The following is a 20,289-nucleotide window of genomic DNA, read 5'->3' as shown; positions in this document are numbered from 1 at the left end:
CGCCATATACTTAGAAACTAAAGACGAGGTCGCTCTCTTTTAGCGCCTACTTTAGCGCCGACCACTGCTATTTCTAGCTCCTTAGCCCCCTGGAGAATGCCTGTGCCTGGAACGCGACTACAAACTCCCTCCGACTCGCGCCGTTTTGCCGTGAGTCGGAGGCGGTTTTTGCAGGGGTCAGCAGCGGTCGTGACAGGCCTGACAGCGGCCAACTGTCGCCAAAACCTGGCGGGGCCACCGGCGGGTGGGGGCGCAAACGACGGCACTCTGCATATTTACACCTGGGCCAACTACACCGATGATGGCCTGGCTCAGGCCTTTACCGAACGCACGGGCATTCCGGTGGTAGTTGATATTTACGATTCCAATGAGGTCATGCTCACCCGCCTACAAGCAGGGGGTGGCGACGCCTACAGCATCATTTACCCCTCCGACTACATGGTGTCGGAGATGCTAGAGCTAGACCTGCTCACCGAACTCGATCAAAGCCGCCTCACCGGGCTAGAAAATCTCAGAGCCCAGTGGAGCAACCCCGCCTACGATCCCAACAACGCCCACAGCGTACCCTTCTGCTGGGGCACCACAGGACTGTTATACAACCGCGAGGCTTCCCCCGGTGAACCCACCGACTGGAACTTTCTTTGGAATAACCAGGCCCAACTCTCCCGCCGCATCACCATGCTGGACGACATGCGCGAAACCTTAGGAGCCACTCTCAAGTCGCTGGGCTACTCCTACAATTCCAACAATCCAGCTGAGATTGAAGCGGCCTACAACCGTCTGCTAGAGCTGAGGCCCCATATCGCGGCCTTTAAGACTACGGGCTTTGAGAATGAGCTGCTCAGTGGCGACCTGAGCGTGTCGATGGCTTACTCCAGCGATGCGATCGCCCTCACCCTCGAAGACGATCGCATGCAGTATGTGATTCCGGAAACCGGGGCGTCGCTGTGGACCGATACCCTAGCCATCCCCGCCACCGCTCCCAACGTTGACGCCGCCTACCAGTGGATTAACTTTCTGCTGGAGCCGGAGGTGGCCAGCGCCGCCGTAGAGCGCCTGTTCTTTGCCACTGCCAACCAGGCCGCTTTTGACCTGCTGCCCGCCGACATTCAAAACAACGCCGACCTTTACCCCCCCGAGGCGGTTTTGGCTAAGTGCGAAGGCATTGTGTCCGTCGATACTGCCAGCACCGATCTGTTTGACCAGTTTTGGACTGAAGTAACCAGCGCATAGAAGAGTGAGGAGATGAGGGGGCCGGAGAAAGCCTGTAAAACCTAGCTTCCACCCTCTTCACCTTCCCCACCCTCCTCACCTTCCCCACCCTCCTCACCTTCTTCTATGTCCCCCGCCCCAATTCCCTCTGCAACCTGGACCGATCGCCTCGCTCCCCGGCGCTGGCTGGGGCCGGTGACGCTGATGGGGCCTGCGGGGGTGTGGCTGCTGGTGCTGCTGGTGTTGCCCACCTTGCTGATTCTTGAGATCAGCCTGGTGCCTGGGCTGCGGCTGGGGCAGCCCAGCGGCGGTTATGGCCTGGGCAACTACCTGCAAATTTTGCAGCCGGTGTACCTGCGGGTGATTGGGCGATCGGTGGCGTTTGCGATCGGCTCTACGGCGCTGTGCCTGGTGCTGGGGTTCCCGGTGGCCTACTGGCTGGCGCTGATGTCGCCCCAGCGGTGGCGCAACCTGCTGCTGGTGGCCTTTATTCTGCCCCTCTGGACATCGTCGCTGCTGCGGGCCTATGCCTGGACAACCATTCTGCGCCCCAGCGGCGTGCTCAACGCGATGCTTACGGCGATCGGGCTGCCCGCCCAAAACTGGCTAAACACACCTACGGCAGTGTTCATTGGCCTCACTTACAGCTTTTTGCCTTATATGGTGCTGATTCTCTACGCATCGCTCGAAAAGCTTGACATCCGGTTGTTGGAGGCAGCCGCTGACCTAGGGGCCACGCCCCGCCAAAGCTTCTGGAAAATTACCGTACCCCAAACCCTGCCTGGCATTGCAGCGGCCAGTCTGCTGGTGTTTATCAGCACTCTCAGCGATTTTGTGGTGCCCACGCTGCTCGGTGGGGCCTCGTCGATGAATATTTCACGGCTAATTTACAACCAGTTTCTTGGCCCTACCCGTGCCTGGGGCTTTGGCTCAGCCCTCAGCATGGTGCTGATTTTGGCGGTGAGTCTGGCGATCGCCCTCCTGATCCGCTACGGCGATCGCAACACCGTCACTGAAACCTGAGCTACACCCCCTTTAGGTGCTTGTCCGCGATCGTTACCACGGCTCAACCCACCCTATCTTCCCCACCTTCCTTATCTCCCTCAGCTCTACCCCCACCCATCCACCTCCCCATGCCCTCCCGCTCCGTCACCTGGCCCAGCCTCTTCACCGCGCTGATGTACGCCTTCATGTACTTCCCGATCATTGTGCTGGGGGCATACAGCTTTAGCGACTCCCGTTACAGCGCGAGCTGGGGCGGCTTTAGCCTGCGGTGGTACCGATCGCTGTTTAGCGATCGCCGCCTGCTGGCCGCCCTGCAAGATAGCCTGGTCATCGCGATCATGGCGGTGGCAATTTCGGCGGTGCTGGGCACCCTGATGGCGATTGGTCTGACCCGCTACCGATTTCCGGGCAAAGGGTTATATCGGGGCATGTCGTATCTGCCGCTGATTATTCCTGACATTGCGATCGCGGTGGCAACTCTGGTGTTTTTGGCGTCGGTCGCGGTGCCCCTCAGCCTGGGCACCATCATTGCGGCGCACATGGTGTTTTGCCTGGCCTATATTGCAGTGGTGGTGTCTAGCCGCCTTCAGCGCCTCGACCCCAACCTCGAAGAAGCCGCTCTAGATCTAGGGGCCACCCACACCCAGGCTATGTTCAAAGTGCTGCTGCCCCAGTTGGCACCCGGTATTCTGGCGGGCTGTCTGCTGGCCTTTGTGCTCAGCATGGATGACCTGCTGATCTCTAGCTTTACCGCTGGAGGCGGTGCTAACCCTTTGCCTATCGAAATCTTTAGCCGGGTACGTACCGGCGTTAAGCCCGACATCAACGCCCTGAGCGTGATGTTGATTTTGGGCTCGGCGCTGCTGGCTGGGATAGCTGAATATGTGCGCTATTGGGGCGATCGCCAGCGCCAGAAACCCTAGAGTCACAATCGACTCCGGTCTGGGGAACACATTGGGAGGTTTGAGCTTCTATAGAGAAAATGCAATAGTCAGAGCCAATTACCTCATTAGGCTGATTAGTTTATGTCGATCGATTTAGCGGTGGCTTAGCCTACTGCATAGAAACTATTTTGTGGTGATTTAAACCACAGCTAGAGCTGCTGTCTGTCACCGTGCGACCAGCTTAAGATCATGTTTGGGAAAAGGTTGTATCACGCTGCAATTGAGAGTTACAGGTGATATTGGGTATAGCCTCAATAGCTCAGGTCGTCACCATGCCTCAAACCACCAGCCAGTCGCTCAAATCTCTCGTCGATCAAATCTTTGCCGAACGCCGCATTAGTCGCCAGGTGCAGCGAGAGCTAATGGAGCTTTTGCTCAGCCAGCCCACCCTGAGCAATCAAGACCATGCGACGGCCCAACGGGTGTTTGAAGCGATTCGCCAGGGACGACTGCGGGTGGTCGATTAAAAATGCCTAGCGATGGCCTGCTGCCAAAGGCAGTCCACGACGAAAAATACCAAAACAAACGCCGCCCAAGCCTATAGCTCAGACGGCAGCGCGATCGCTAGAACGCCATCCCAAATGCCTCTGCCTACGGTGAGGCCAAAGCTGTAGCGGTTTCGGATGGCCTAGACCTCTTTGCCTTCCTCTGCATCAACGGTAGGAACGAAGTCAGGCTTCTCTTTGTTTTCCCAGCCAGCGGGGCGCTTGGAGTTATACCAGGCGACGGAGCCAAGGGTAACTGCGGCGATAAAGCCCACTACATACACCAGCACAAGAGATGAACCTGCACCAGCTTCACCTGCGGTCGCTGCGGTCGCAAAATAGAGTGACATAGCTAACTAAACTCCAAAATCAGTTGTGTATCATCCTACGACGGCAGGTTACTACCAGGGATCACCCCCAGGTCTGACCCTTGAGAGGTCTATAGTTCTTGGTTCAAACGCAGCACTCTACCCCAAGGCCTATTCCCCATCGGCAGGCGGGGGAGGTTCGAGGGGTGGCGGCGGTGCCACAATCGGCGGTGGAGCTGGGGCTGGGGCCGGAGCGGGAGCCACCGGGGCGGGTGCTGGCGGAGCGGTGTTGATGGGCTGCGGGGCTGCGGGTGGAGTCGCTGCTGCCGGGGGATCTGGCGTGACGACAGGTGCCGCCGGTTCGGTTGATGCCGGTGGTCTGCTACTAGAGCTATTGCCAGAGGATCGTGCCGGAGGCGCTGCGGCTTCACTGCCACTGCTGTCATTACCACTGCTACCGCTAGAACTACTCTCTGACCGTCGCGATCGGCGACTCTCTCCGCCACCAGAGCTAGAGGCGGCCTCGGACGATCGCGACGGCCCACTTTCAGCCACCACGCGACCGGGCTTGACCGGGCTGAGGGTAATGCTGCCCTCGCGCCCACCCAGCCGAGGCAGGCTGGGAAACTCCTCGACAGGAATATCGTCGGTGAGCTTAGCCATAAAGCTCTGCCACACCCCAGCGGCCATACTGCTAGCGCCGTTGGTGGGGGTGTTGTCGTCGTTGCCCATCCACACGCCAGCCACCAGCTGGGGAATGTAGCCGACGAACCACAGGTCACGATACTCTTCGGATGTGCCGGTCTTACCCGCAACCGGCCGCCCTATATAGGCATTGCTGCCGGTGCCGCCCTCCACAACACCGCGCAGCATCCAGGTCATAATGGCGGCACTGTCGGCGTCGATCGCCTGTTCCGACTCGTTAGGGCGCTCGTAGATCACCTCACCGCTGCTATTCAGCACCCGACGAATGCCGTGGGCAGGGCGATGAATACCCTTGTTGGCCAGCGTGCCATAGGCACTGGTAAGTTCTAGCAGGTTGACCTCAGAGGTGCCCAGGGCGAGGGAATAGGCGGGCAGCAGCGGCGACTCAATGCCCATGCGCCCTGCTAGCTTCACTACTGGGTCAAAACCCACGTCCACCAGCAGCTTCACGGCCACAATGTTGACCGAGTTGCGCAGGGCCTGGAGCAACTCCATGCTGCCGCTGTAGTTTTTGCCGTAGTTCTTTGGCTCGTAGCCGTCGACTACGTAACGGGCATCCATATAGTTTTTGTAGGGTGATATGCCCCCTGCGATCGCCGCTGCATACACAAACGTCTTAAACGTAGAGCCCGGCTGGCGCTGCGCCTGGGTTACCCGGTTAAACTGGTTTTCACTGGTGAAGTCGGTGCCCCCCACCATGGCCTTGATCTCCCCGTTGCGGGGATCCACAGCGACCAGAGATACCTGCCCGACATCCTGCCAACCGCTATAGCGGGCAACGGCGTCTTCAACGGTTTCTTCGGCGCGGCGTTGCCAGACGACGTTGAGGGTGGTTTCTACCGTCAGCCCTCCCGCTTCTAACTGGTCGGGGGGCAGCAGCGCCTCCAGCTGCTTTTGAATATAAATCGTGAAGTAGGGAAACTCGCTGTAGAGAAACTTGGGCTGGTTAGGGGTGACTGCCACCTCTGTGGTGATTGCCTCTTCGGCTTCGATGCCGCTGATGGCTTCGGTCGCCAGCATGCGGCGAATGACCCGATCACGCTGGCTGCGGGCGGCCTCGGCATTGACCGTTGGAGAATACAGGCTGGGGGCTGGGGCCATACCGGCAATCATCGCCGACTCAGCTACGGTGAGCTGATCGATAGTTTTGCCGAAGTACACCCAGGAGGCATCGGCTACCCCATAGGCTCCCGAGCCCAGGTATACCAAGTTGAGATAGCGCTCAATAATTTGCTCTTTGGTCAAGCTCTCTTCAAGCTTGGTGGCCATCATGGCCTCTTTGATCTTGCGCTGAAAGCTTCGCTCTTGGTCGAGAAAGACGATGCGAGCGAGTTGCTGGGTAATGGTGCTAGCCCCTTCTACCAAATCGCGGTTTTGCACGTTAGCCCAGACAGCGCGGGCGATGCCCCGGTAGTCAACCCCGCCGTGCTCATAGAAGCGCTGGTCTTCGGAGGCAATAAAGGCATCCACCAGGTGCTCGGGCATCGAGTCGTAGGTGATGGTTTCGCGGGAGGCGGGGCCGAGCTTTTGCAAAATCACCCCGTCCGCCGACGTCATGGTGACAGTGCCATCGCGCTGGTAAGTGAGAGCCTGATCAGGGTCGGGCAAGTTGGCATTTGTCGCCTCGATCACGCGGTAGGCGCGGGTGCCGCCTCCGGCTATGCCCGCCCCAGCCAGCAGCACCACCCAAAACAAAGGGCGCAAAAATAGGGGTCGATAGCTGCGTGGCAGCTCCGGCTGGGTGCCCGATGGCCCGGGCTGAGACTCTACTTGCTGGGGAGAGACCCGCGCACCATTGACCACACTGCCCCCAGACCTGCTTCGTCCTGAGGGCCGCGACGATTTCCTTGAAGGAAACGGCAGCCGGGTTAACCAAGATCGAGCCATAGCAGCGTTGCCTTTCACATCCTCTGTGAACTGTATGGGGTTTCGGCCATTTCTTCAAGGGTACAGCGGTGATTACGCGGATCCCTAAAGCGCTGTATGCCCCAGTGCCAGCCCTGTTACCAGCATACCTAACACCAAAAAAGGCTGGGCGCTGGCCTGATATTTAACGTCGTTGCCCAGAGGATCGCGCAGAAAGTACATATCTTGGAAGGTGATTTGAGGAATGATCAGCAGCACCAGCAGCACCGCGTAGAGGTTTTGGTGAATCGCCATCAGGTAGGCGGCGACGCCCCCCTGAAAAATATCGATCGCCAGTACGCAGATCCACGCAGCGGTGGTGACGCCAAACATCACCGGCAGCGACTTGAGGCCCATCTGGCGATCGCCCTCCACGCTCTTAAAGTCGTTGACCACTGCAATGCCCAAACCCGCCAGACTGTAGAACAGGGTGAGCACCACAATCTTCCAGGTCAGGGTGCCAAACAGGGCGTGACCTGCCCACCAGGGTAGCGCGATGTAGCTGGCTCCCAGGGCGTAGTTGCCCAGCCAGCCGTTTTGCTTAAGTTTCAGCGGCGGAGCTGAGTAGATGTACGACACGAATGAGCCACCAATGGCCAGGGCGGTGATGATTGGGAAGCTGTGCCCCGCCCAGCGGTCGAGGCTAAAGGCAATGGCGATGCCGGCCACCAGCAACACCAGAATTTGGGTTGCCACCTGGGGAATAGAAATTGCCCCCGAAGGGATGGGCCGGTAGGGCTCGTTGATAGCGTCGATGTCGCGATCGTAGAAGTCGTTGAGGGTTTGGGTGTAGCCCGTCAGTAGCGGCCCGGCAAACAGCATGCAGGCGGCGGCGATTAGCACGTGCTCCAAACTCCAGCGGTAGTTGCCGGAGGAGGCCGCTCCGCACACCACGCCCCAAATCAGCGGAATCCAGGTGATTGGCTTCATCAGCTGAAGGCGAATCTTCCAGATCGAGGTTTCACCCGACTTGGCACCTTTCATGCCCAAGAGCTGACGGGCGGCGTTGCCCTGGGCCTCGGGGGCAATTTCAGCAGTAGGGGTTTGGTCTGGAGCGTCGTTGACCGGAGTGGAGGACGGTGGTTCAGCCATGGTGAGGGAAAACTGCTACAGGTTGATACAACGTCGATCAAAACTTAGGCGATGGCGCAGCCACCCCTGGAGGAATCGCAATCACTACCTACGGTGCCACATTTCCCGGGTCAGAATCAAACCCTGGCCGAAGCGAGGGTGGTTTTCCTGGGAACCGATGACATTGGAGCAGGCGCGGTTCCCCTCTGGGGAGGCTGCGCCATCGCCCTAGCTAAAGGAAAGCACCAGGTGCTGGTCTTGAAACTTGGCCCCAGCCACCGCTTTGCCCTGGAGTGTGGGGGGCAGCAGCAGGTTGCGCCGCTGATCGCCGGCTTCAATGGTGACTTCGGGGCCATACTGGGTGAGCTTGACCTGGGTTTTGTCGAAGCTGGGTAAGAAGAGCCGTACGGTCTTGGCCGTCGCATCGATGGTTACGGGGCGCGGGGCCGCTGTCGCCCACTGGGCCGGGTCGGGCAGGGCGGCGATCGCGCTTTCCCAACCCTGCTCGACTACCGAGGGCAGGGTCACCTGGGGCAGGGGGGCAAAGGCTGTGGCCTGCTCATCGTCTAGGGAACCCCCATTCACCACCACGCCGCCTACGGTGAGGCCTATCTGCTGAGCGCTGCCCCACAGATAGCGGGCCGTTGCCACCGACCCAGGTGTGGGCGTTGTGACTAAGAAAGCGGCCATGCGACCAGGGTCGGTCACCGCCTGGCGGCCTTCTTCAAGCTGCGATCGCACCTGTCCGGTGGGCTGGTCGAGCACATCCCCTGACCAATCAACAGCGAGCACCGCTGCGGCCATGGGCTGTAGAAAAGGCGAAATCACCCGACCCACATCGGACTGCTGAAACACGCCGCGAAACCGGCGCAGGTACCAGTCCAAGATTTCGGGCATACCCAGCATGCGCAGTGTGGCCAGAGCATCGCTGCCGTCGTAGATGATTACGTCGTAGCGATCGCTAGCATTGAGCTGCCGCAGGGTGTTTAGGGCCAGGGCACTGTCCATGCCCGGCATCACTCCCAGCTCTTGACCATAAACCGCCTTGAGAAAGGGCGTTCGCAGATACTGAGATTCCAGGGCTTTAACCTCATCCCAGCTTTGCTCTAGCAGCGCTGCGCTTTGAAACTGCATGGCCCACAGGTTGGGCTCTATCTCCCCGGGCTCAACGGTCAGGGTCTGATCCAGCAGCAGCGCTGGCGCCGGCGTCACATCTTGAATAGCCAGCAGTACCCGCTGCCCGGCCCGCGCCCGCTGCTTAGCGGCGGCAATGGCCACAGTCGTACTGCCGCTGCCGCCCTTACCTAAATAGGTGAGAATTAATGCCATAGAAAAATGGGGCCTTTGCGTTGGTCAGGTCGTCGCTGCTCCCATGAGTGCCAAGGATGCATTGAAGCGAATTTGCTCTGCATCCCGCACTAAGGGAATCAATACCGATCATCTCGGGGACCTGATAGCGGTGAAATCACTCTAAAAGGGGAGATTGCTCCAGGTTTCCCTCTACTTCGCTTTCAGAACCCCGTGTTTAGAAGCCTCGCGTCTGCCCCTTAATCAAAGGGGCAGACGGAATTATTCCAAGCGCCAGCAGCAGTCAAGATTGCCTCAGCGAGGCCGCCCGCTACTGAACGGCAGACAGCTCATCTTCAAAGAACCAGGTGGTGTAGTTGTCCTCAAATTCGACCACAACACCAACGTCGCTGCCGTCCACCATTTTGAACTGGCTCACGACGCCGCGCTTGCCGAGGTAAGCCGCCACATTCTTAGAAACCCGATCGCGAAGACGGGATACTTTCACCTTCTGGCCAATCTCTAAAGCCATGTCTACTAAGGGCTCCAACTGCGTTTCCAACGATAAAACCAAGAGACAGTGTATCAGCGTCTTGGCCTTTGATGATCGTCATAATCCTCTATTGTGGAACCGGGGAATGGGTTAATTTGCCGTTGGAGGAGAACGCAATGCTGGCCAAACGGATTGTGCCCTGTCTAGATGTCAAAGCTGGCCGAGTGGTGAAAGGGGTCAATTTTGTCGACCTGCGCGATGCGGGCGATCCGGTGGAGCTAGCCCAGGCCTATAACCAGGCAGGAGCTGATGAACTGGTGTTTCTCGACATCACCGCCACCCACGAAGATCGCGACATTATCTATGACGTGGTGTACCGCACTGCAGAGCAGGTGTTTATTCCCCTGACGGTGGGCGGAGGGGTGCAATCCTTAGAGACGATTAAAAAATTGTTACGGGCCGGAGCCGACAAGGTCAGCATTAACTCGGCAGCGGTAAAGCGGCCTGAGCTGATTAAAGCAGCCAGCGATCGCTTCGGCGCTCAGTGCATTGTGGTTGCGATCGACGCCCGCCGTCGCCTTGACCCTGGTAACCCAGGTTGGGATGTCTACGTACGCGGCGGTCGCGAGAATACAGGGCTTGACGCCTTAGCCTGGGCCGAGGAAGTCGTCAATCAAGGGGCAGGCGAGCTGCTAGTCACCAGCATGGATGCTGATGGAACTCAGTCGGGCTACGACCTCGACCTCACCCGCGCTATTGCCGATCGCGTGCCGGTGCCGGTAATAGCCTCCGGCGGGGCCGGTAACTGTGAACATATTCACCAGGCCCTCACCGATGGAAAAGCTGAGGCGGCTCTACTGGCCTCACTGCTGCACTACGGGCAGCTAACGGTGCAACAGGTGAAAGAGCATTTGCGCGATCGCCAGGTGCCCGTGCGCTTGGCCTAGTCTTTGTCCCTGCGCTGAACAAACCTGAAGACATTCTGTGGAAGCCATGCCAGTTTTATGAATGCCTGTTACGATGTGTAACATATAGACTTAGTCATTAATCTGACTATTCATATCGTTACAAAGTTATTGTTTCATGCTGCTGCTTATCCTGACTATTGTTATTGCCCTAGTGGCTTGGGCGCTCCGCCTAATGGAGCAAGCCGTTAAAGGTCAGGAATTTTCCCTGATGTTGGCAGGTTTTTTAGTGGCATCCTCTGCTGCTGCCCTAATGGGTGTTTATTTTCTCATGGGCAACTACATGCTCTATATGGATCACGCTGGCCAGCAGATGTCTACTATGGAAGCCTTAGATATCCCTTACTTCACCTACGCCAGCGCCACTCTGCCTGAGTCGGCCAACACTTTAAACGACTGGTTTGTTCGGCCAGACTAGGATTTCACCTAACACCATTATGTTTGAGCCGCCGAGGACTTTATATCTTCGGCGGCTTTGTTTGAGCCGTTTCCGGCAGGCAGTCATTCCTTCCTTTTAATTAAGCGCTCGCCAGGTGGCTGGGCCAACAATGCCGTCTACAGTCAGGTCATTGGCGGCCTGGGCAGCACGCACAGCGGCCTCGGTTTGGCTGCCAAATACCCCATCGACGGTACCGCTGTAAAATCCCTTGGTGCGCAGGCGCTGCTGGAGCTGCCGCACGGCGTCGCCCTCCATGCCGGGGCGCAATACGGGGAGAGCCGTTGGCGTGCCGCTGCTAGGGTTTGCGGGCGTGGTTGTGGCTGGGGGAGTGGTCGTGGCTGGGGGCTTAGTTGTGGCCGGGGGATTAGTTGCCGGCGGGGTTGTACCGCTAGGTGCCGTAGTCGCCGATGGAGTTGTATTGCCAGAGGTTGTGGCCGTCGGTGGGTTAGCCTCCCCTGGCGGAGTCGGAAACAGGCGACTCCAGGTGGCAGGGCCAACAATGCCATCGGCGGTAATGCCCGCAGCGGTTTGAAACCGACGGGCAGCAGCGGCGGTATCTTCTTGATAAATGCTGGTGACCGGGCCGGGGTAGTAGCCCAACAGCATCAGCATCGACTGTAGTTCGCGTACTGACTCCCCCTGGCTGCCCAACTGAAGAGTAGGCCGCACAATGCGACCGCCGCTCACCGTTGGCGTAGCAGGCTGGCTAGCAGGGGGCGTCTCCTCGGTTGGGGTTTGAGCCCAGCTCACGGACGTGGTTAGGCTCATGCCCAGGGCAATTGCAGCGACTGCCCCCCAGACGCGCTGGTTGCCCCCCCCTGGAGTCATCCGTTGTATGAAAGGGGAGACGCAAAACATAGACTTGGCTCCAGGCAGGGTGACAGAACGCAAGAGAACCCCAAGGGCTTGACAGCAAGCATTATAGGATTGCTGCCAGCAAATAGACTACTACACCCCTTAAAATTCAACAGGGTCTTCATTGGGGTTGATAGATTAAGCGGAATACGCCATGGTTCAAGCCGGTACACAGCACGATCGCCTGGCGGCGGCCCTAGAAGCGATTGTGATTGGCGATCGCAGGGCTTGCTACCCCAAAGTCACCGCAGAGTTAGGGTGGCAAGAGGGTTTGCTGCAAACAGCGGCCGCGATCGCCAGGGGAGAGCGGCTGTCGGTGCCGCACTGGCAAGCCCACTTTCAATCGCTGACTAGCTCGGCGGTGGCGCTGAACGCTTTACCTTATCTGTGGGTAATGGCTGATGCCCACGGCCACCACCGGGTCGCTGTGCACCGCTGGGTAGAAGACCTGGAGCTGTCTCCGGCGGCGGCTGTGGCCTGTGAGCAGTTGTTTGCCATCCTTTGTCAGCAGATGGGAGCGGCCCATAGCCTAAGTGCTTTAGCCCCCCTCCTGCCCAGTAGAGTGAGTTCTTGGAATGACAGTGGCCCGGTGGCGCAGGCGCTCAGCTTAGTGGTTCAGAGTCAGGGGCAGTTTGAGGTGGCCTTTGGTCTGGCTTGTCATCGAGAATGGTCGGCGGCGATTCCCCCCCGAGGAGGCTGCGCCATCGCCCTAGTAAGCCTGCTGACGGGGTTGACAGGCGGTCGTGTCGGGCTAGGTGCCGCGCTTCGCCAGCGCTGGCTGCTTGACTATCGCCCAGCCCAGCCCGACCCATGGCAGGGAGTCGATGTCGATGCCCTGGCGGCGGCGCTGCATCGCCGTTGGGCAGGGGTAGCGCTGCCCAACATAGCGCCTAGTTTTCCCTAGGGCTGAGGGTTTAACGCGGCGGGCGCAGGCGTTGACCATAGCCGCCGCCTATAATAGCTTTTGAGAGGTCTTGGTTGGGCTCAAAGCCCTGGCGGTTCGGGGAAGCGGTGCGCTCAAACCTTTAATCTGGAGTTCTCCGGCCTCTGCCCGCCCCCTTTTAATGTCTCAATTTATGAAGGCAATTCAGGATATTGTGGCTGCGATCGAGCGCTGGTGGGCCTTAGAGCAGCAGGCTATGAAGCCGACTGCACTGCGCTCTACGCTATCACCACGATCGCTGTCTCTGACGGTAGATTCGGTGGATGCCGAGGCGATCGCTACCTCAACCCAGCGCCGCATGGCAGCCTGGCCTCAGCCCTGTCGTCCCCTGCGACGACGCAAAAATATCCGCCATCCCCGCTTTGCCTTTGCGATCGCCACGCTAGGGCTGACAACCATTCTGGGGCAGCGTTTCTACAATCAACCGGGGTTGCAGGTGGGCAGCATTGCCCCCAACACCGTGCTGGCCCCAAGTGCGGTGCGAGTGGAGGATAAAGAAACCACCGAAGAGCGCCGCCGTGATGCCCGCAACGGTGCCCTGCGGGTGCTCCGGGTTGACCCCGCCGTCGATGACTCGGTGCTGCGATCGCTCAACGCTTTGATGGACCAAGTAGGCGATATTCGCCGCCAGGCCGGTGGGGTGCCCTTCGTGGCGACTAACAAATTGTCAACTCAGGTGCAGATTTACCTGCGTCGCTCCGACGATGCTACCTGGCTGAAGCTGCGCAGCCTCATCGACCCACTGGCCGACGACAGCGCTAGGGGGGAGCAGATGCCCTTAGCAACACTGCTGCGCAACCAAACCATTACCCCCGACCAGCAGACGGCCCTAGGCGAGCTGTGGGCCTATGGCCAGCGGTCTAGTAGCCAAGAGCTGGCAAAACTGTTGACGGCAGTAGAAAAGTCTCGCCAGAGCTATCAAGAGGCGATGGCCAATTTAACACTGCTAGCCGCCCAGTCCGAAGGCGTTGCCGAGGCTCCTCCTCTGTTCGATCTGCCTGTGCAAGACTGGGTCAGCGCCCAGGCCGAGATTCGCCAAGCCGCCGAGCGCATGCTGGCCCAGGGCATTCATGCTGGGCTGCCGCGCGAGATGCTCGACCGGGCGGCCCACCTTCAGCTCAAAGACAACCTGCCCCGCCCGATTGAGCCTCTGGCCCGCCAGCTCTTGCTCTCGGCCCTAGAGCCAAACCTGGTCGAAGATAGCGATCGCACCCGGCAGCAGGCCGACATGGCCGCAGAGGCCGTGAAACCCGTGATTGTAGAGGCGCAGCAGGGCGAGCTGATTGTCTCGGCTGGAGAACCTATCAGCCAGGGGCAGTTTGTGCTGCTCGACAGCTTCAATCTCAGCCAGCGCCGCTTTAACCACTGGGGGCTGGCCATGTTTGGTGGGCTGGTGGCGGGTGGGGTGGGTCTGTTTTTGCTGGTTGAGCATTGGATACCTCAGCGGCTGCGCCAAAAAGACTATCTGTTGCTATCGGCGATGGTGGTCAGCACCGGGGTGATGCAAGTTTTTGGGATAGCGGCCTACGGGCTACCGGCCATTGGTCTTTTGGCGGGCAGCTTCTACGGCCCGGTGCTGGGCGGCACGCTGGTGGTGCTGGTGGCGGTGCTGCTGCCGGTGGGTTCGGCAGTGAGCAGCATTTCGTTTATGGCGGGGGCAGCGGGGGCGCTGGTGTGCAGCCTGTTGGCGAGCCGCATGCGATCGCGCGAGGAGCTGGCCCTATTGGGCGGTGGTGTCGGCCTTACCCAGGGGGTGGTTTACCTGCTGCTGACCCTAGTGGTGAGCCCGGTTTCGTTGATTTCTGCCTGGTCGGTTATGCTCACTGGGGCTGCTCTCCAGGGCATCTACGGGGTGATTTCTAGCATTGCTGCCCAGGGCTTGAGCCCGTACCTAGAACACCTGTTTGATCTGGTTACGCCGATTCGCCTGGCCGAGCTGTCGAGCCCCAACCGCCCCATGTTGAAGCGGCTAGCCTCCGAAGCGCCGGGCACCTTTCAACACACGGTGTTTGTATCGAGCCTGGCCGAGGCTGCCGCCCGCGCCCTGGGCTGCAATGTTGAGCTGGTGCGGGCCGGTACGCTCTACCACGACATCGGCAAAATACACGACCCCCAGGGTTTTATCGAAAACCAGATGGGCGGCCCCAACAAGCACGACGAACTCAACGACCCCTGGCTTAGCGCCACCATCATTAAAAAGCACGTCACTGAGGGCATTGTAATGGCCCGCAAATGTCGGCTGCCCAAGGCGGTGCGCTCGTTCATTCCCGAGCACCAGGGCACGATGTTGATCAGCTACTTCTACCACCAGGCCCAAGAGTTGGCTAAGGAAGAACCCACTCTTGTGGTGCAAGAAGCTGACTTTCGCTACGATGGCCCCATTCCCCAATCGCCTGAGACCGGTATTGTCATGCTGGCTGACTCCTGCGAGGCGGCGCTGCGATCGCTCACCAACGCCACCCCCGACGAGGCCCTAGCCATGGTCAACCGTATTCTGCGCGCCCGCTGGAAAGACAACCAGCTGGTAGAATCGGGCCTCACCCGCGATCACATGACTCTGATTGCCGAGATTTTTGTGCAGGTGTGGCAGCAGTATAACCACAAGCGGATTGCCTACCCGAAGGCGGCGTTAGCGCCGAATGCGGGGTAGAGATGGGGATGGTGAGGGAGATGAGGAAGATGGGGTGATGGGGTAACGGAAGGGCGAAGGTGAGGTGCTTTTTTATTTTTGAGACTTTCAACCGTTGAATGTTGTTCTCCTCATCTACCCTACCTCCCTTATCTTCCCTATCTCCACCCTATGCTCGGCTACCTGCTCAAACGCCTGCTGATCGCCATCCCCACGCTGCTGGCCATTAGCGCGGTGATCTTCTTCATTCTGGCGCTGGCGCCCAGCAATCCCCTGGGGGACCTGGCGACCAATCCGGCGATTACGCCGGAGGTGCGGGAAAACATTATGCGATCGCTCGGCTTAGACCAGCCCATTCCCATTCGCTATTTGAAATGGACGGTGGCGCTGTTTAGCGGCAACCTGGGCTATTCGTTTACCAGTCGCCTGCCGGTGGCGGAGCTAATTGCCCAGCGATTGCCGGTCACCCTGTGGGTGATTGGGGTGGCCTACCTGCTGAGCGTGGCCCTGGCGCTGCCCTTAGGGATTGTGGCGGCGCTGCGGCACAACACCTGGATTGATCGGGCGATTACGACGCTGGCATTTATGGGGTTTTCGACACCGCCGTTTTTTTCGGGACTGGTGCTGATCATTGTGCTGAGCGTGCGGCTGGGGTGGCTGCCCTTTATCTACGACAACCAGCTGGTGGTGAGCGATGCCGCAACCCTAGGACGGTGGCTGAAGCAGTCAATTATGCCGATCGCAACTCTGGTGCTGTTTCAAACAGCAGTGCTGCTGCGGTTTGTGCGGGCAGCCATGCTCGAAGAGATTCCACAGAACTACGTGAAGACGGCGCGGGCAAAGGGGCTGGGCCGCTGGCGCATCGTCACCCTACACATGCTGCGCAACGCGCTGATTCCGGTGGTGACGCTGGTGGCGCTGGATATTCCGATGATTTTTACGGGGGCGCTGGTGACAGAGCAGGTGTTTCGGGTGCCGGGGATTGGGGCGCTGTTGATCGAGTCAATTTACCGCAGCGATACGCCAGTGGTGATGGGGATTGCCTTTATCTACGCGGTGCTGGTGGTGGCATTTAACCTGGTGGCCGACTTGCTCTACGGCATCATTGACCCTCGGGTGCGCTATGGCCACTAATACTGACCTTGCGCCAGGAGCCGTGGCTCCTGCGGGGAGCAAAAATCGGGCTTGGGAACGGCTGTGGGGCGATCGCACTGCCCAACTCGCCCTGGTTGTGCTGGGGATGTTGATGCTGGCGATCGCCCTTGGCCCCCTCCTTTACCCCGGTTCACCCAGCACCATCGATTTTGCTCGCGCCTTTTTGCCGCCCGGTGTGGGGCAGCCCCTGGGCACCAACGACCTGGGCCAGGATCAGCTGGCCCGGCTGCTGATTGGCGGCCGCATTTCGCTAGCGGTAGGGCTCGCGGCTACCCTGGTGGGCATTAGTTTGGGGGTGGGCATCGGTGCTCTGGCCGGGTTCTGTGGCGGCTGGGTAGATGTCGTTTTGATGCGCGTCACCGACCTGTTTTTGGCGCTGCCGCAGCTGCCGCTGGTGCTGCTGGTGGTCTACTTGCTGGGCGACTCGGTGCGCCGTGCCCTGGGGCCAGAGCGGGGCATTTTTCTGCTGATTGTGCTGCTGATTGGCGGCTTGAGCTGGATGTCGGTGGCGCGCCTGGTGCGGGCCGGGTTCTTGAGCCTCAAGCAGCGCACCTTTGTGCAGGCGGCTGTGGCCCTGGGGGCGCGGCCTTGGGGCATTGTCAAAACCCATCTGCTGCCCAACATTTTGGGGCCAGTGATTGTGGCGGCAACCATCGGCGTGGGCAATGCCCTGTTGGCCGAGTCTACCCTAAGCTTTCTTGGGGTAGGATTTCCGCCCGATGTGCCCACCTGGGGGCGCATGCTTTACGATGCCCAAAACTACATTGAGAGCGCTCCCTACTTGGTGCTGGCCCCCGGTCTAGCAATTTTTCTCACAGTACTTTGTATCAACACGTTGGGCGATCGCCTCCGCGATAGTCTAGATCCCACTAGCCGCTAATGCTATGGCTCCTCCCCACCACCAACTGCTGACCCAGGTCGCCCGGATGTTTCCGGATGCGCTGTTCTACGCGCCTACCAAAGCTCCCCTGGTGGCGCTGACCATTGATGATGTGCCGACGCCGGGCGATCGCGATGATGCTTCCACCCGGCTGATTCTCAACGCGTTAAATAACTACAACCGCACCGCTGAGCAGCCGGTGCGTGCCACGTTTTTCGTCATTACCGACCACCTCAACCCCGGCAGCACTATCCTGCAAGACATTCTCGCCAGCGGCCACGAAATTGCCAACCACGGCACCACCGACACCACCCCGGCTATCTTGCAACCGGCCCAGTTTGCCCGCCACTTTCAAGAGGCCCACGATCGCATCACCGATCTGATTCAGCAGCCCCTGCGCTGGTATCGCCCCGGGCGCGGCCTCTACAACCGGGCCATGGTTGACCACATTCGGCTTGCTCCCGGCTACGAGTCGCTGGTAGCCCTGGCCTCGATGATTCCCTTCGACACCATGCGAAGCCTTAGCACACCCAACCTCAACACCTGGTACCTGGCGCAGTTTATTTTTCCGGGAGCGATTTTTGTCATGCACGGCGGCTCGATGGAGCGCTGCGTTCAGACCGCCCACGCCCTGCCCACCCTGCTGGCGCTGATCGATCGCCAGGGCCACCGGGTCGTCACCCTCTCGGAGCTGTACGACAGCCTGGTCAAGGAGTCTACAGCAGAAACTCCCGCAGCGCCGCCGCCACCCCATCCGCCTCAACCCCCGGTGCCACCCAGTCAGCCCCCTGCTTAACTGGTTCTGGGGCATCGCCCATGGCCACGCCAATGCCCGCGTAGCGCAGCATTTCGAGGTCATTGTAGTTGTCGCCAACGGTCATCACCTGGTCGGGCTTGAGGCCCAGCAGGTCTTCGGCCAAAAACCGCACCGCTTCACCCTTGTTGGCTTTGGGATGGGTGGCCTCGACAAAATATTCTACCGATCGCGTCAGATACAGGTCGTCGAGGGGGTAGCGCTGCCCCAGATCGCTGAGGATGTCGCTCAGTAAGTCCAGGTTTTCGCTCAGGGTCAGCAGCTTAGTGGTTTCGATGGCGACGTTGCCCGATAGCAAAGCGGCTAGATCGCCCGCTGCGATCGGCTGAACGCCTGATCGCACGGCGTAGGCCTTGGTGTCTTCAATAATGGCCCGCACGTGGAGCTGATCGTCGATGTAGAGATGAATTGACAGGTCGTTTTTGGCCTCCATTGGGGCCAGGTAGGCGAGAATCTCGAGGGCCAGCTGCCGGGGCAGCGGGGTGTGGCGGTGCAATTTCTGCGTGTTGGGGTCTTTGATGAATGCCCCTTGGTAGGCCATCAGCGGCAGGGTTGAACCCACCACCTGGTAGAACCGCAGGGCCGATTGATACATGCGGCCGGTGGCGATCGCCACCGCAATCCCCCGCTGCTGCACCGCTCGTACCGCCTCCAGCACCGGCTCGCTGATTTGGTTAGACACGCCAGCCAGGGTGCCATCAATATCGAGCACGAGTAGACGAATGTCGGCAGTCATGAGATGAGCCTGTAGAAGTTTCCGCGTCTAGAGCCGTCACTAGGGTAGTAAGGACACCGAACCTAGCGTACTGGGAATACGCCAGATACCTCAGGATGGCCAATCAGCCATCGGCTCTGTCCTCAGCTAGCTGGTCAACGTCATATTACCGCCGCTGACCAGCATTTCCACGCCTCAGGGCGCAGGGATAAGTCAGCCTCCTTGAATCCCTTTCCAACCCACTCATACAGACAGGAGGCCCCTCACCAGCAATCCTTCTAGCTAGGGTCAGCTTCATCAAACTGTGACTACCCTATAAAGAGAGATATTTAAGGGGAACGGATTAGGGGTTTTCTAGAGTAGGCTCAGTGCATTGTTGGAGCTTCGTAAGTACTTGCAATGACTGCCCCTGCGACTTTGCCTCGTAAGCCTGATATTTCAAATTCACGCGCTCCTAGCAGACTCCGTATTTTTTCGGGGTCAGCCAACACCCAACTAGCGCAAGAGGTTGCTCAATACCTCAGCTGTGATCTAGGGGCAGTGGTACGCAAGCGCTTCGCCGACGGTGAGATCTACGTTCAATTTCAAGAGTCTATCCGCGGATGTGATGTTTACCTAGTTCAACCAACGTGCCAACCGGTGAACGATCACCTGCTAGAGCTCCTAATCATGACCGACGCCTGTCGTCGTGCATCGGCTCGACAAATCACTGCCGTCATTCCCTACTATGGCTACTCTAGAGCAGATCGTAAAACAGCCGGTCGTGAGTCTATTACCGCTAAGCTAACCGCTAACTTAATTACTCAGGCTGGGGCCAATCGTGTCCTGGCAATGGACTTGCACTCTGCCCAGACTCAAGGATATTTTGACATACCGGTTGACCACATCTTTGCTGCTCCAGTACTCCATCGCTACCTGCAATCAAAAGCCATTTCTGATGTAGTAATTGTGTCTCCTGATATCGGTGGTGTAGCTCGTGCTCGTGCTTTTGCCAAAAATCTTAATGATGCCCCCCTTGCCATTATTGATAAGCGCAGACAGGCCCACAATTGTGCCGAAGTTATGAATGTTATCGGCGATGTTGGAGGCAAGACTGCTGTTGTAATTGATGACATTATAGACACCGCTGGCACCATCACAGAATGCGCTCATGCCCTGCGAAAGGCTGGAGCTACAGCGATTTATGCTTGTGCCACCCACGCCATTTTCTCTCCTCCCGCTATAGATCGAATCTCCAGCGGAATCTTTGAAGAGATAATAGTGACTAACACGATTCCTGTGCCCGAAAAAAACCGATTCGGCCAGCTCAAAATTTTATCTGTGGCCGAACTGATTGGAGAGGCGGTCAGTAGAATTCATGAGGAGTACTCTATAAGCAGCATGTTTCAGGTTTTATAGGTCTAGGGACTTCTCCGATAATTCTTAAAGCTTTCGTCAAGATCATTTTTTAGCACCGACGGATACCAGCAAACGACATAA

At 58.7% G+C, this 20,289-nt stretch carries 19 protein-coding genes; 12 read left to right on the top strand and 7 right to left on the bottom strand.

Going from position 1 to position 20,289, the window contains the following annotated elements; genetic code table 11:
- The first annotated feature begins 102 nt into the window (after positions 1 to 102).
- From H6F57_RS05705 to H6F57_RS05690, 4 genes are all read left to right on the top strand, one after another.
- Positions 103 to 1,233, top strand: a complete 1,131-nt coding sequence (locus H6F57_RS05705) for a spermidine/putrescine ABC transporter substrate-binding protein (RefSeq protein WP_313933599.1) — start codon at positions 103 to 105, stop codon at positions 1,231 to 1,233.
- A 105-nt stretch (positions 1,234 to 1,338) separates the two neighbouring features.
- Positions 1,339 to 2,235 (top strand): ABC transporter permease, encoded by an 897-nt coding sequence (locus H6F57_RS05700; protein ID WP_190627747.1) that lies wholly within the window; start codon positions 1,339 to 1,341, stop codon positions 2,233 to 2,235.
- 110 nt (positions 2,236 to 2,345) lie between these two features.
- On the top strand, positions 2,346 to 3,140 hold the full coding sequence (locus H6F57_RS05695) for an ABC transporter permease (protein ID WP_190627748.1): 795 nt from the start codon (positions 2,346 to 2,348) through the stop codon (positions 3,138 to 3,140).
- A gap of 293 nt (positions 3,141 to 3,433) precedes the next feature.
- Complete coding sequence (locus tag H6F57_RS05690) at positions 3,434 to 3,628, top strand: hypothetical protein (RefSeq protein ID WP_190627750.1); 195 nt, start codon at positions 3,434 to 3,436, stop codon at positions 3,626 to 3,628.
- 161 nt (positions 3,629 to 3,789) lie between these two features.
- Here the strand turns inward: H6F57_RS05690 and H6F57_RS05685 are convergent, their stop codons facing one another.
- The 5 genes from H6F57_RS05685 to H6F57_RS05665 form a co-directional block, all read right to left on the bottom strand.
- Entirely contained in the window at positions 3,790 to 3,996 is a 207-nt protein-coding gene (locus tag H6F57_RS05685; protein ID WP_190627752.1) for a hypothetical protein, read from the bottom strand.
- 129 nt (positions 3,997 to 4,125) lie between these two features.
- Positions 4,126 to 6,546 (bottom strand): PBP1A family penicillin-binding protein, encoded by a 2,421-nt coding sequence (locus H6F57_RS05680; protein WP_190627754.1) that lies wholly within the window; start codon positions 6,544 to 6,546, stop codon positions 4,126 to 4,128.
- 84 nt (positions 6,547 to 6,630) lie between these two features.
- Entirely contained in the window at positions 6,631 to 7,656 is a 1,026-nt protein-coding gene (gene chlG / locus H6F57_RS05675) for a chlorophyll synthase ChlG (RefSeq protein WP_190627756.1), read from the bottom strand.
- Between the two features lie 207 nt (positions 7,657 to 7,863).
- Positions 7,864 to 8,964 (bottom strand): ArsA family ATPase, encoded by a 1,101-nt coding sequence (locus H6F57_RS05670; RefSeq protein WP_190627758.1) that lies wholly within the window; start codon positions 8,962 to 8,964, stop codon positions 7,864 to 7,866.
- A gap of 289 nt (positions 8,965 to 9,253) precedes the next feature.
- On the bottom strand, positions 9,254 to 9,454 hold the full coding sequence (locus H6F57_RS05665) for a cytochrome b6f subunit family protein (protein ID WP_190627759.1): 201 nt from the start codon (positions 9,452 to 9,454) through the stop codon (positions 9,254 to 9,256).
- Between the two features lie 137 nt (positions 9,455 to 9,591).
- On the opposite strand from H6F57_RS05665, the gene hisF reads away from it, so the two are divergent.
- Both hisF and H6F57_RS05655 read left to right on the top strand, forming a co-directional pair.
- Positions 9,592 to 10,362 carry an imidazole glycerol phosphate synthase subunit HisF gene (gene hisF / locus H6F57_RS05660; protein ID WP_190627761.1) on the top strand — a complete coding sequence of 257 codons (771 nt, stop codon included), beginning with the start codon at positions 9,592 to 9,594 and terminating at the stop codon, positions 10,360 to 10,362.
- Between the two features lie 136 nt (positions 10,363 to 10,498).
- Complete coding sequence (locus H6F57_RS05655) at positions 10,499 to 10,798, top strand: hypothetical protein (RefSeq protein ID WP_190627762.1); 300 nt, start codon at positions 10,499 to 10,501, stop codon at positions 10,796 to 10,798.
- Positions 10,799 to 10,894: 96 nt separating this feature from the next.
- Here H6F57_RS05655 and H6F57_RS05650 read toward each other — a convergent pair whose 3' ends face one another.
- Complete coding sequence (locus H6F57_RS05650; protein WP_190627764.1) at positions 10,895 to 11,587, bottom strand: peptidoglycan-binding protein; 693 nt, start codon at positions 11,585 to 11,587, stop codon at positions 10,895 to 10,897.
- Between the two features lie 241 nt (positions 11,588 to 11,828).
- Here H6F57_RS05650 and H6F57_RS05645 point away from each other — a divergent pair, with 241 nt between their 5' ends.
- From H6F57_RS05645 to H6F57_RS05625, 5 genes are all read left to right on the top strand, one after another.
- The gene (locus H6F57_RS05645; protein WP_190627766.1) at positions 11,829 to 12,578 is read left to right on the top strand and encodes a hypothetical protein; all 750 of its coding nucleotides are present in this window, start codon (positions 11,829 to 11,831) and stop codon (positions 12,576 to 12,578) included.
- A gap of 160 nt (positions 12,579 to 12,738) precedes the next feature.
- Positions 12,739 to 15,267, top strand: coding sequence for an HDIG domain-containing metalloprotein (locus tag H6F57_RS05640; protein ID WP_242024899.1), 2,529 nt, complete (start codon positions 12,739 to 12,741; stop codon positions 15,265 to 15,267).
- A gap of 150 nt (positions 15,268 to 15,417) precedes the next feature.
- Positions 15,418 to 16,380, top strand: a complete 963-nt coding sequence (locus tag H6F57_RS05635; RefSeq protein ID WP_190627768.1) for an ABC transporter permease — start codon at positions 15,418 to 15,420, stop codon at positions 16,378 to 16,380.
- Positions 16,370 to 17,281: an ABC transporter permease gene (locus H6F57_RS05630; protein ID WP_190627770.1), complete on the top strand. Its 912-nt coding sequence runs from the start codon at positions 16,370 to 16,372 to the stop codon at positions 17,279 to 17,281. Before H6F57_RS05635 ends, H6F57_RS05630 begins: the two co-directional genes overlap by 11 nt.
- A 4-nt stretch (positions 17,282 to 17,285) precedes the next feature.
- Positions 17,286 to 18,077, top strand: coding sequence for a polysaccharide deacetylase family protein (locus tag H6F57_RS05625; RefSeq protein ID WP_190627773.1), 792 nt, complete (start codon positions 17,286 to 17,288; stop codon positions 18,075 to 18,077).
- On the opposite strand, the gene H6F57_RS05620 is transcribed toward H6F57_RS05625, so the two are convergent.
- Positions 17,998 to 18,831, bottom strand: a complete 834-nt coding sequence (locus tag H6F57_RS05620; protein ID WP_190627775.1) for a Cof-type HAD-IIB family hydrolase — start codon at positions 18,829 to 18,831, stop codon at positions 17,998 to 18,000. The two genes, H6F57_RS05625 and H6F57_RS05620, sit on opposite strands and share 80 nt — an antisense overlap.
- Positions 18,832 to 19,209: 378 nt before the next feature.
- On the opposite strand from H6F57_RS05620, the gene H6F57_RS05615 reads away from it, so the two are divergent.
- Entirely contained in the window at positions 19,210 to 20,208 is a 999-nt protein-coding gene (locus H6F57_RS05615; protein ID WP_190627776.1) for a ribose-phosphate pyrophosphokinase, read from the top strand.
- Positions 20,209 to 20,289: the final 81 nt, after the last annotated feature.

It is taken from the genome of Leptolyngbya sp. FACHB-60 (assembly GCF_014695775.1).
In the GTDB taxonomy this organism is placed as follows: domain Bacteria; phylum Cyanobacteriota; class Cyanobacteriia; order Phormidesmidales; family Phormidesmidaceae; genus Nodosilinea.
Note: the sequence above shows the minus strand (reverse complement) of the source record. Positions and strands in the feature narration are given on the sequence as shown.

Bases quoted from the DNA above. Each gene is read 5' to 3' on its own strand.
- H6F57_RS05700 (WP_190627747.1), top strand. From the start codon at position 1,339: ATGTCCCCCGCCCCAATTCCCTCTGCAACCTGGACCGATCGCCTCGCT.
- H6F57_RS05695 (WP_190627748.1), top strand. From the start codon at position 2,346: ATGCCCTCCCGCTCCGTCACCTGGCCCAGCCTCTTCACCGCGCTGATG.
- H6F57_RS05690 (WP_190627750.1), top strand. From the start codon at position 3,434: ATGCCTCAAACCACCAGCCAGTCGCTCAAATCTCTCGTCGATCAAATC.
- H6F57_RS05685 (WP_190627752.1), bottom strand. From the start codon at position 3,996: ATGTCACTCTATTTTGCGACCGCAGCGACCGCAGGTGAAGCTGGTGCA.
- H6F57_RS05680 (WP_190627754.1), bottom strand. From the start codon at position 6,546: ATGGCTCGATCTTGGTTAACCCGGCTGCCGTTTCCTTCAAGGAAATCG.
- chlG (WP_190627756.1), bottom strand. From the start codon at position 7,656: ATGGCTGAACCACCGTCCTCCACTCCGGTCAACGACGCTCCAGACCAA.
- H6F57_RS05670 (WP_190627758.1), bottom strand. From the start codon at position 8,964: ATGGCATTAATTCTCACCTATTTAGGTAAGGGCGGCAGCGGCAGTACG.
- H6F57_RS05665 (WP_190627759.1), bottom strand. From the start codon at position 9,454: ATGGCTTTAGAGATTGGCCAGAAGGTGAAAGTATCCCGTCTTCGCGAT.
- hisF (WP_190627761.1), top strand. From the start codon at position 9,592: ATGCTGGCCAAACGGATTGTGCCCTGTCTAGATGTCAAAGCTGGCCGA.
- H6F57_RS05655 (WP_190627762.1), top strand. From the start codon at position 10,499: ATGCTGCTGCTTATCCTGACTATTGTTATTGCCCTAGTGGCTTGGGCG.
- H6F57_RS05650 (WP_190627764.1), bottom strand. From the start codon at position 11,587: ATGAGCCTAACCACGTCCGTGAGCTGGGCTCAAACCCCAACCGAGGAG.
- H6F57_RS05645 (WP_190627766.1), top strand. From the start codon at position 11,829: ATGGTTCAAGCCGGTACACAGCACGATCGCCTGGCGGCGGCCCTAGAA.
- H6F57_RS05640 (WP_242024899.1), top strand. From the start codon at position 12,739: ATGTCTCAATTTATGAAGGCAATTCAGGATATTGTGGCTGCGATCGAG.
- H6F57_RS05635 (WP_190627768.1), top strand. From the start codon at position 15,418: ATGCTCGGCTACCTGCTCAAACGCCTGCTGATCGCCATCCCCACGCTG.
- H6F57_RS05630 (WP_190627770.1), top strand. From the start codon at position 16,370: ATGGCCACTAATACTGACCTTGCGCCAGGAGCCGTGGCTCCTGCGGGG.
- H6F57_RS05625 (WP_190627773.1), top strand. From the start codon at position 17,286: ATGGCTCCTCCCCACCACCAACTGCTGACCCAGGTCGCCCGGATGTTT.
- H6F57_RS05620 (WP_190627775.1), bottom strand. From the start codon at position 18,831: ATGACTGCCGACATTCGTCTACTCGTGCTCGATATTGATGGCACCCTG.
- H6F57_RS05615 (WP_190627776.1), top strand. From the start codon at position 19,210: ATGACTGCCCCTGCGACTTTGCCTCGTAAGCCTGATATTTCAAATTCA.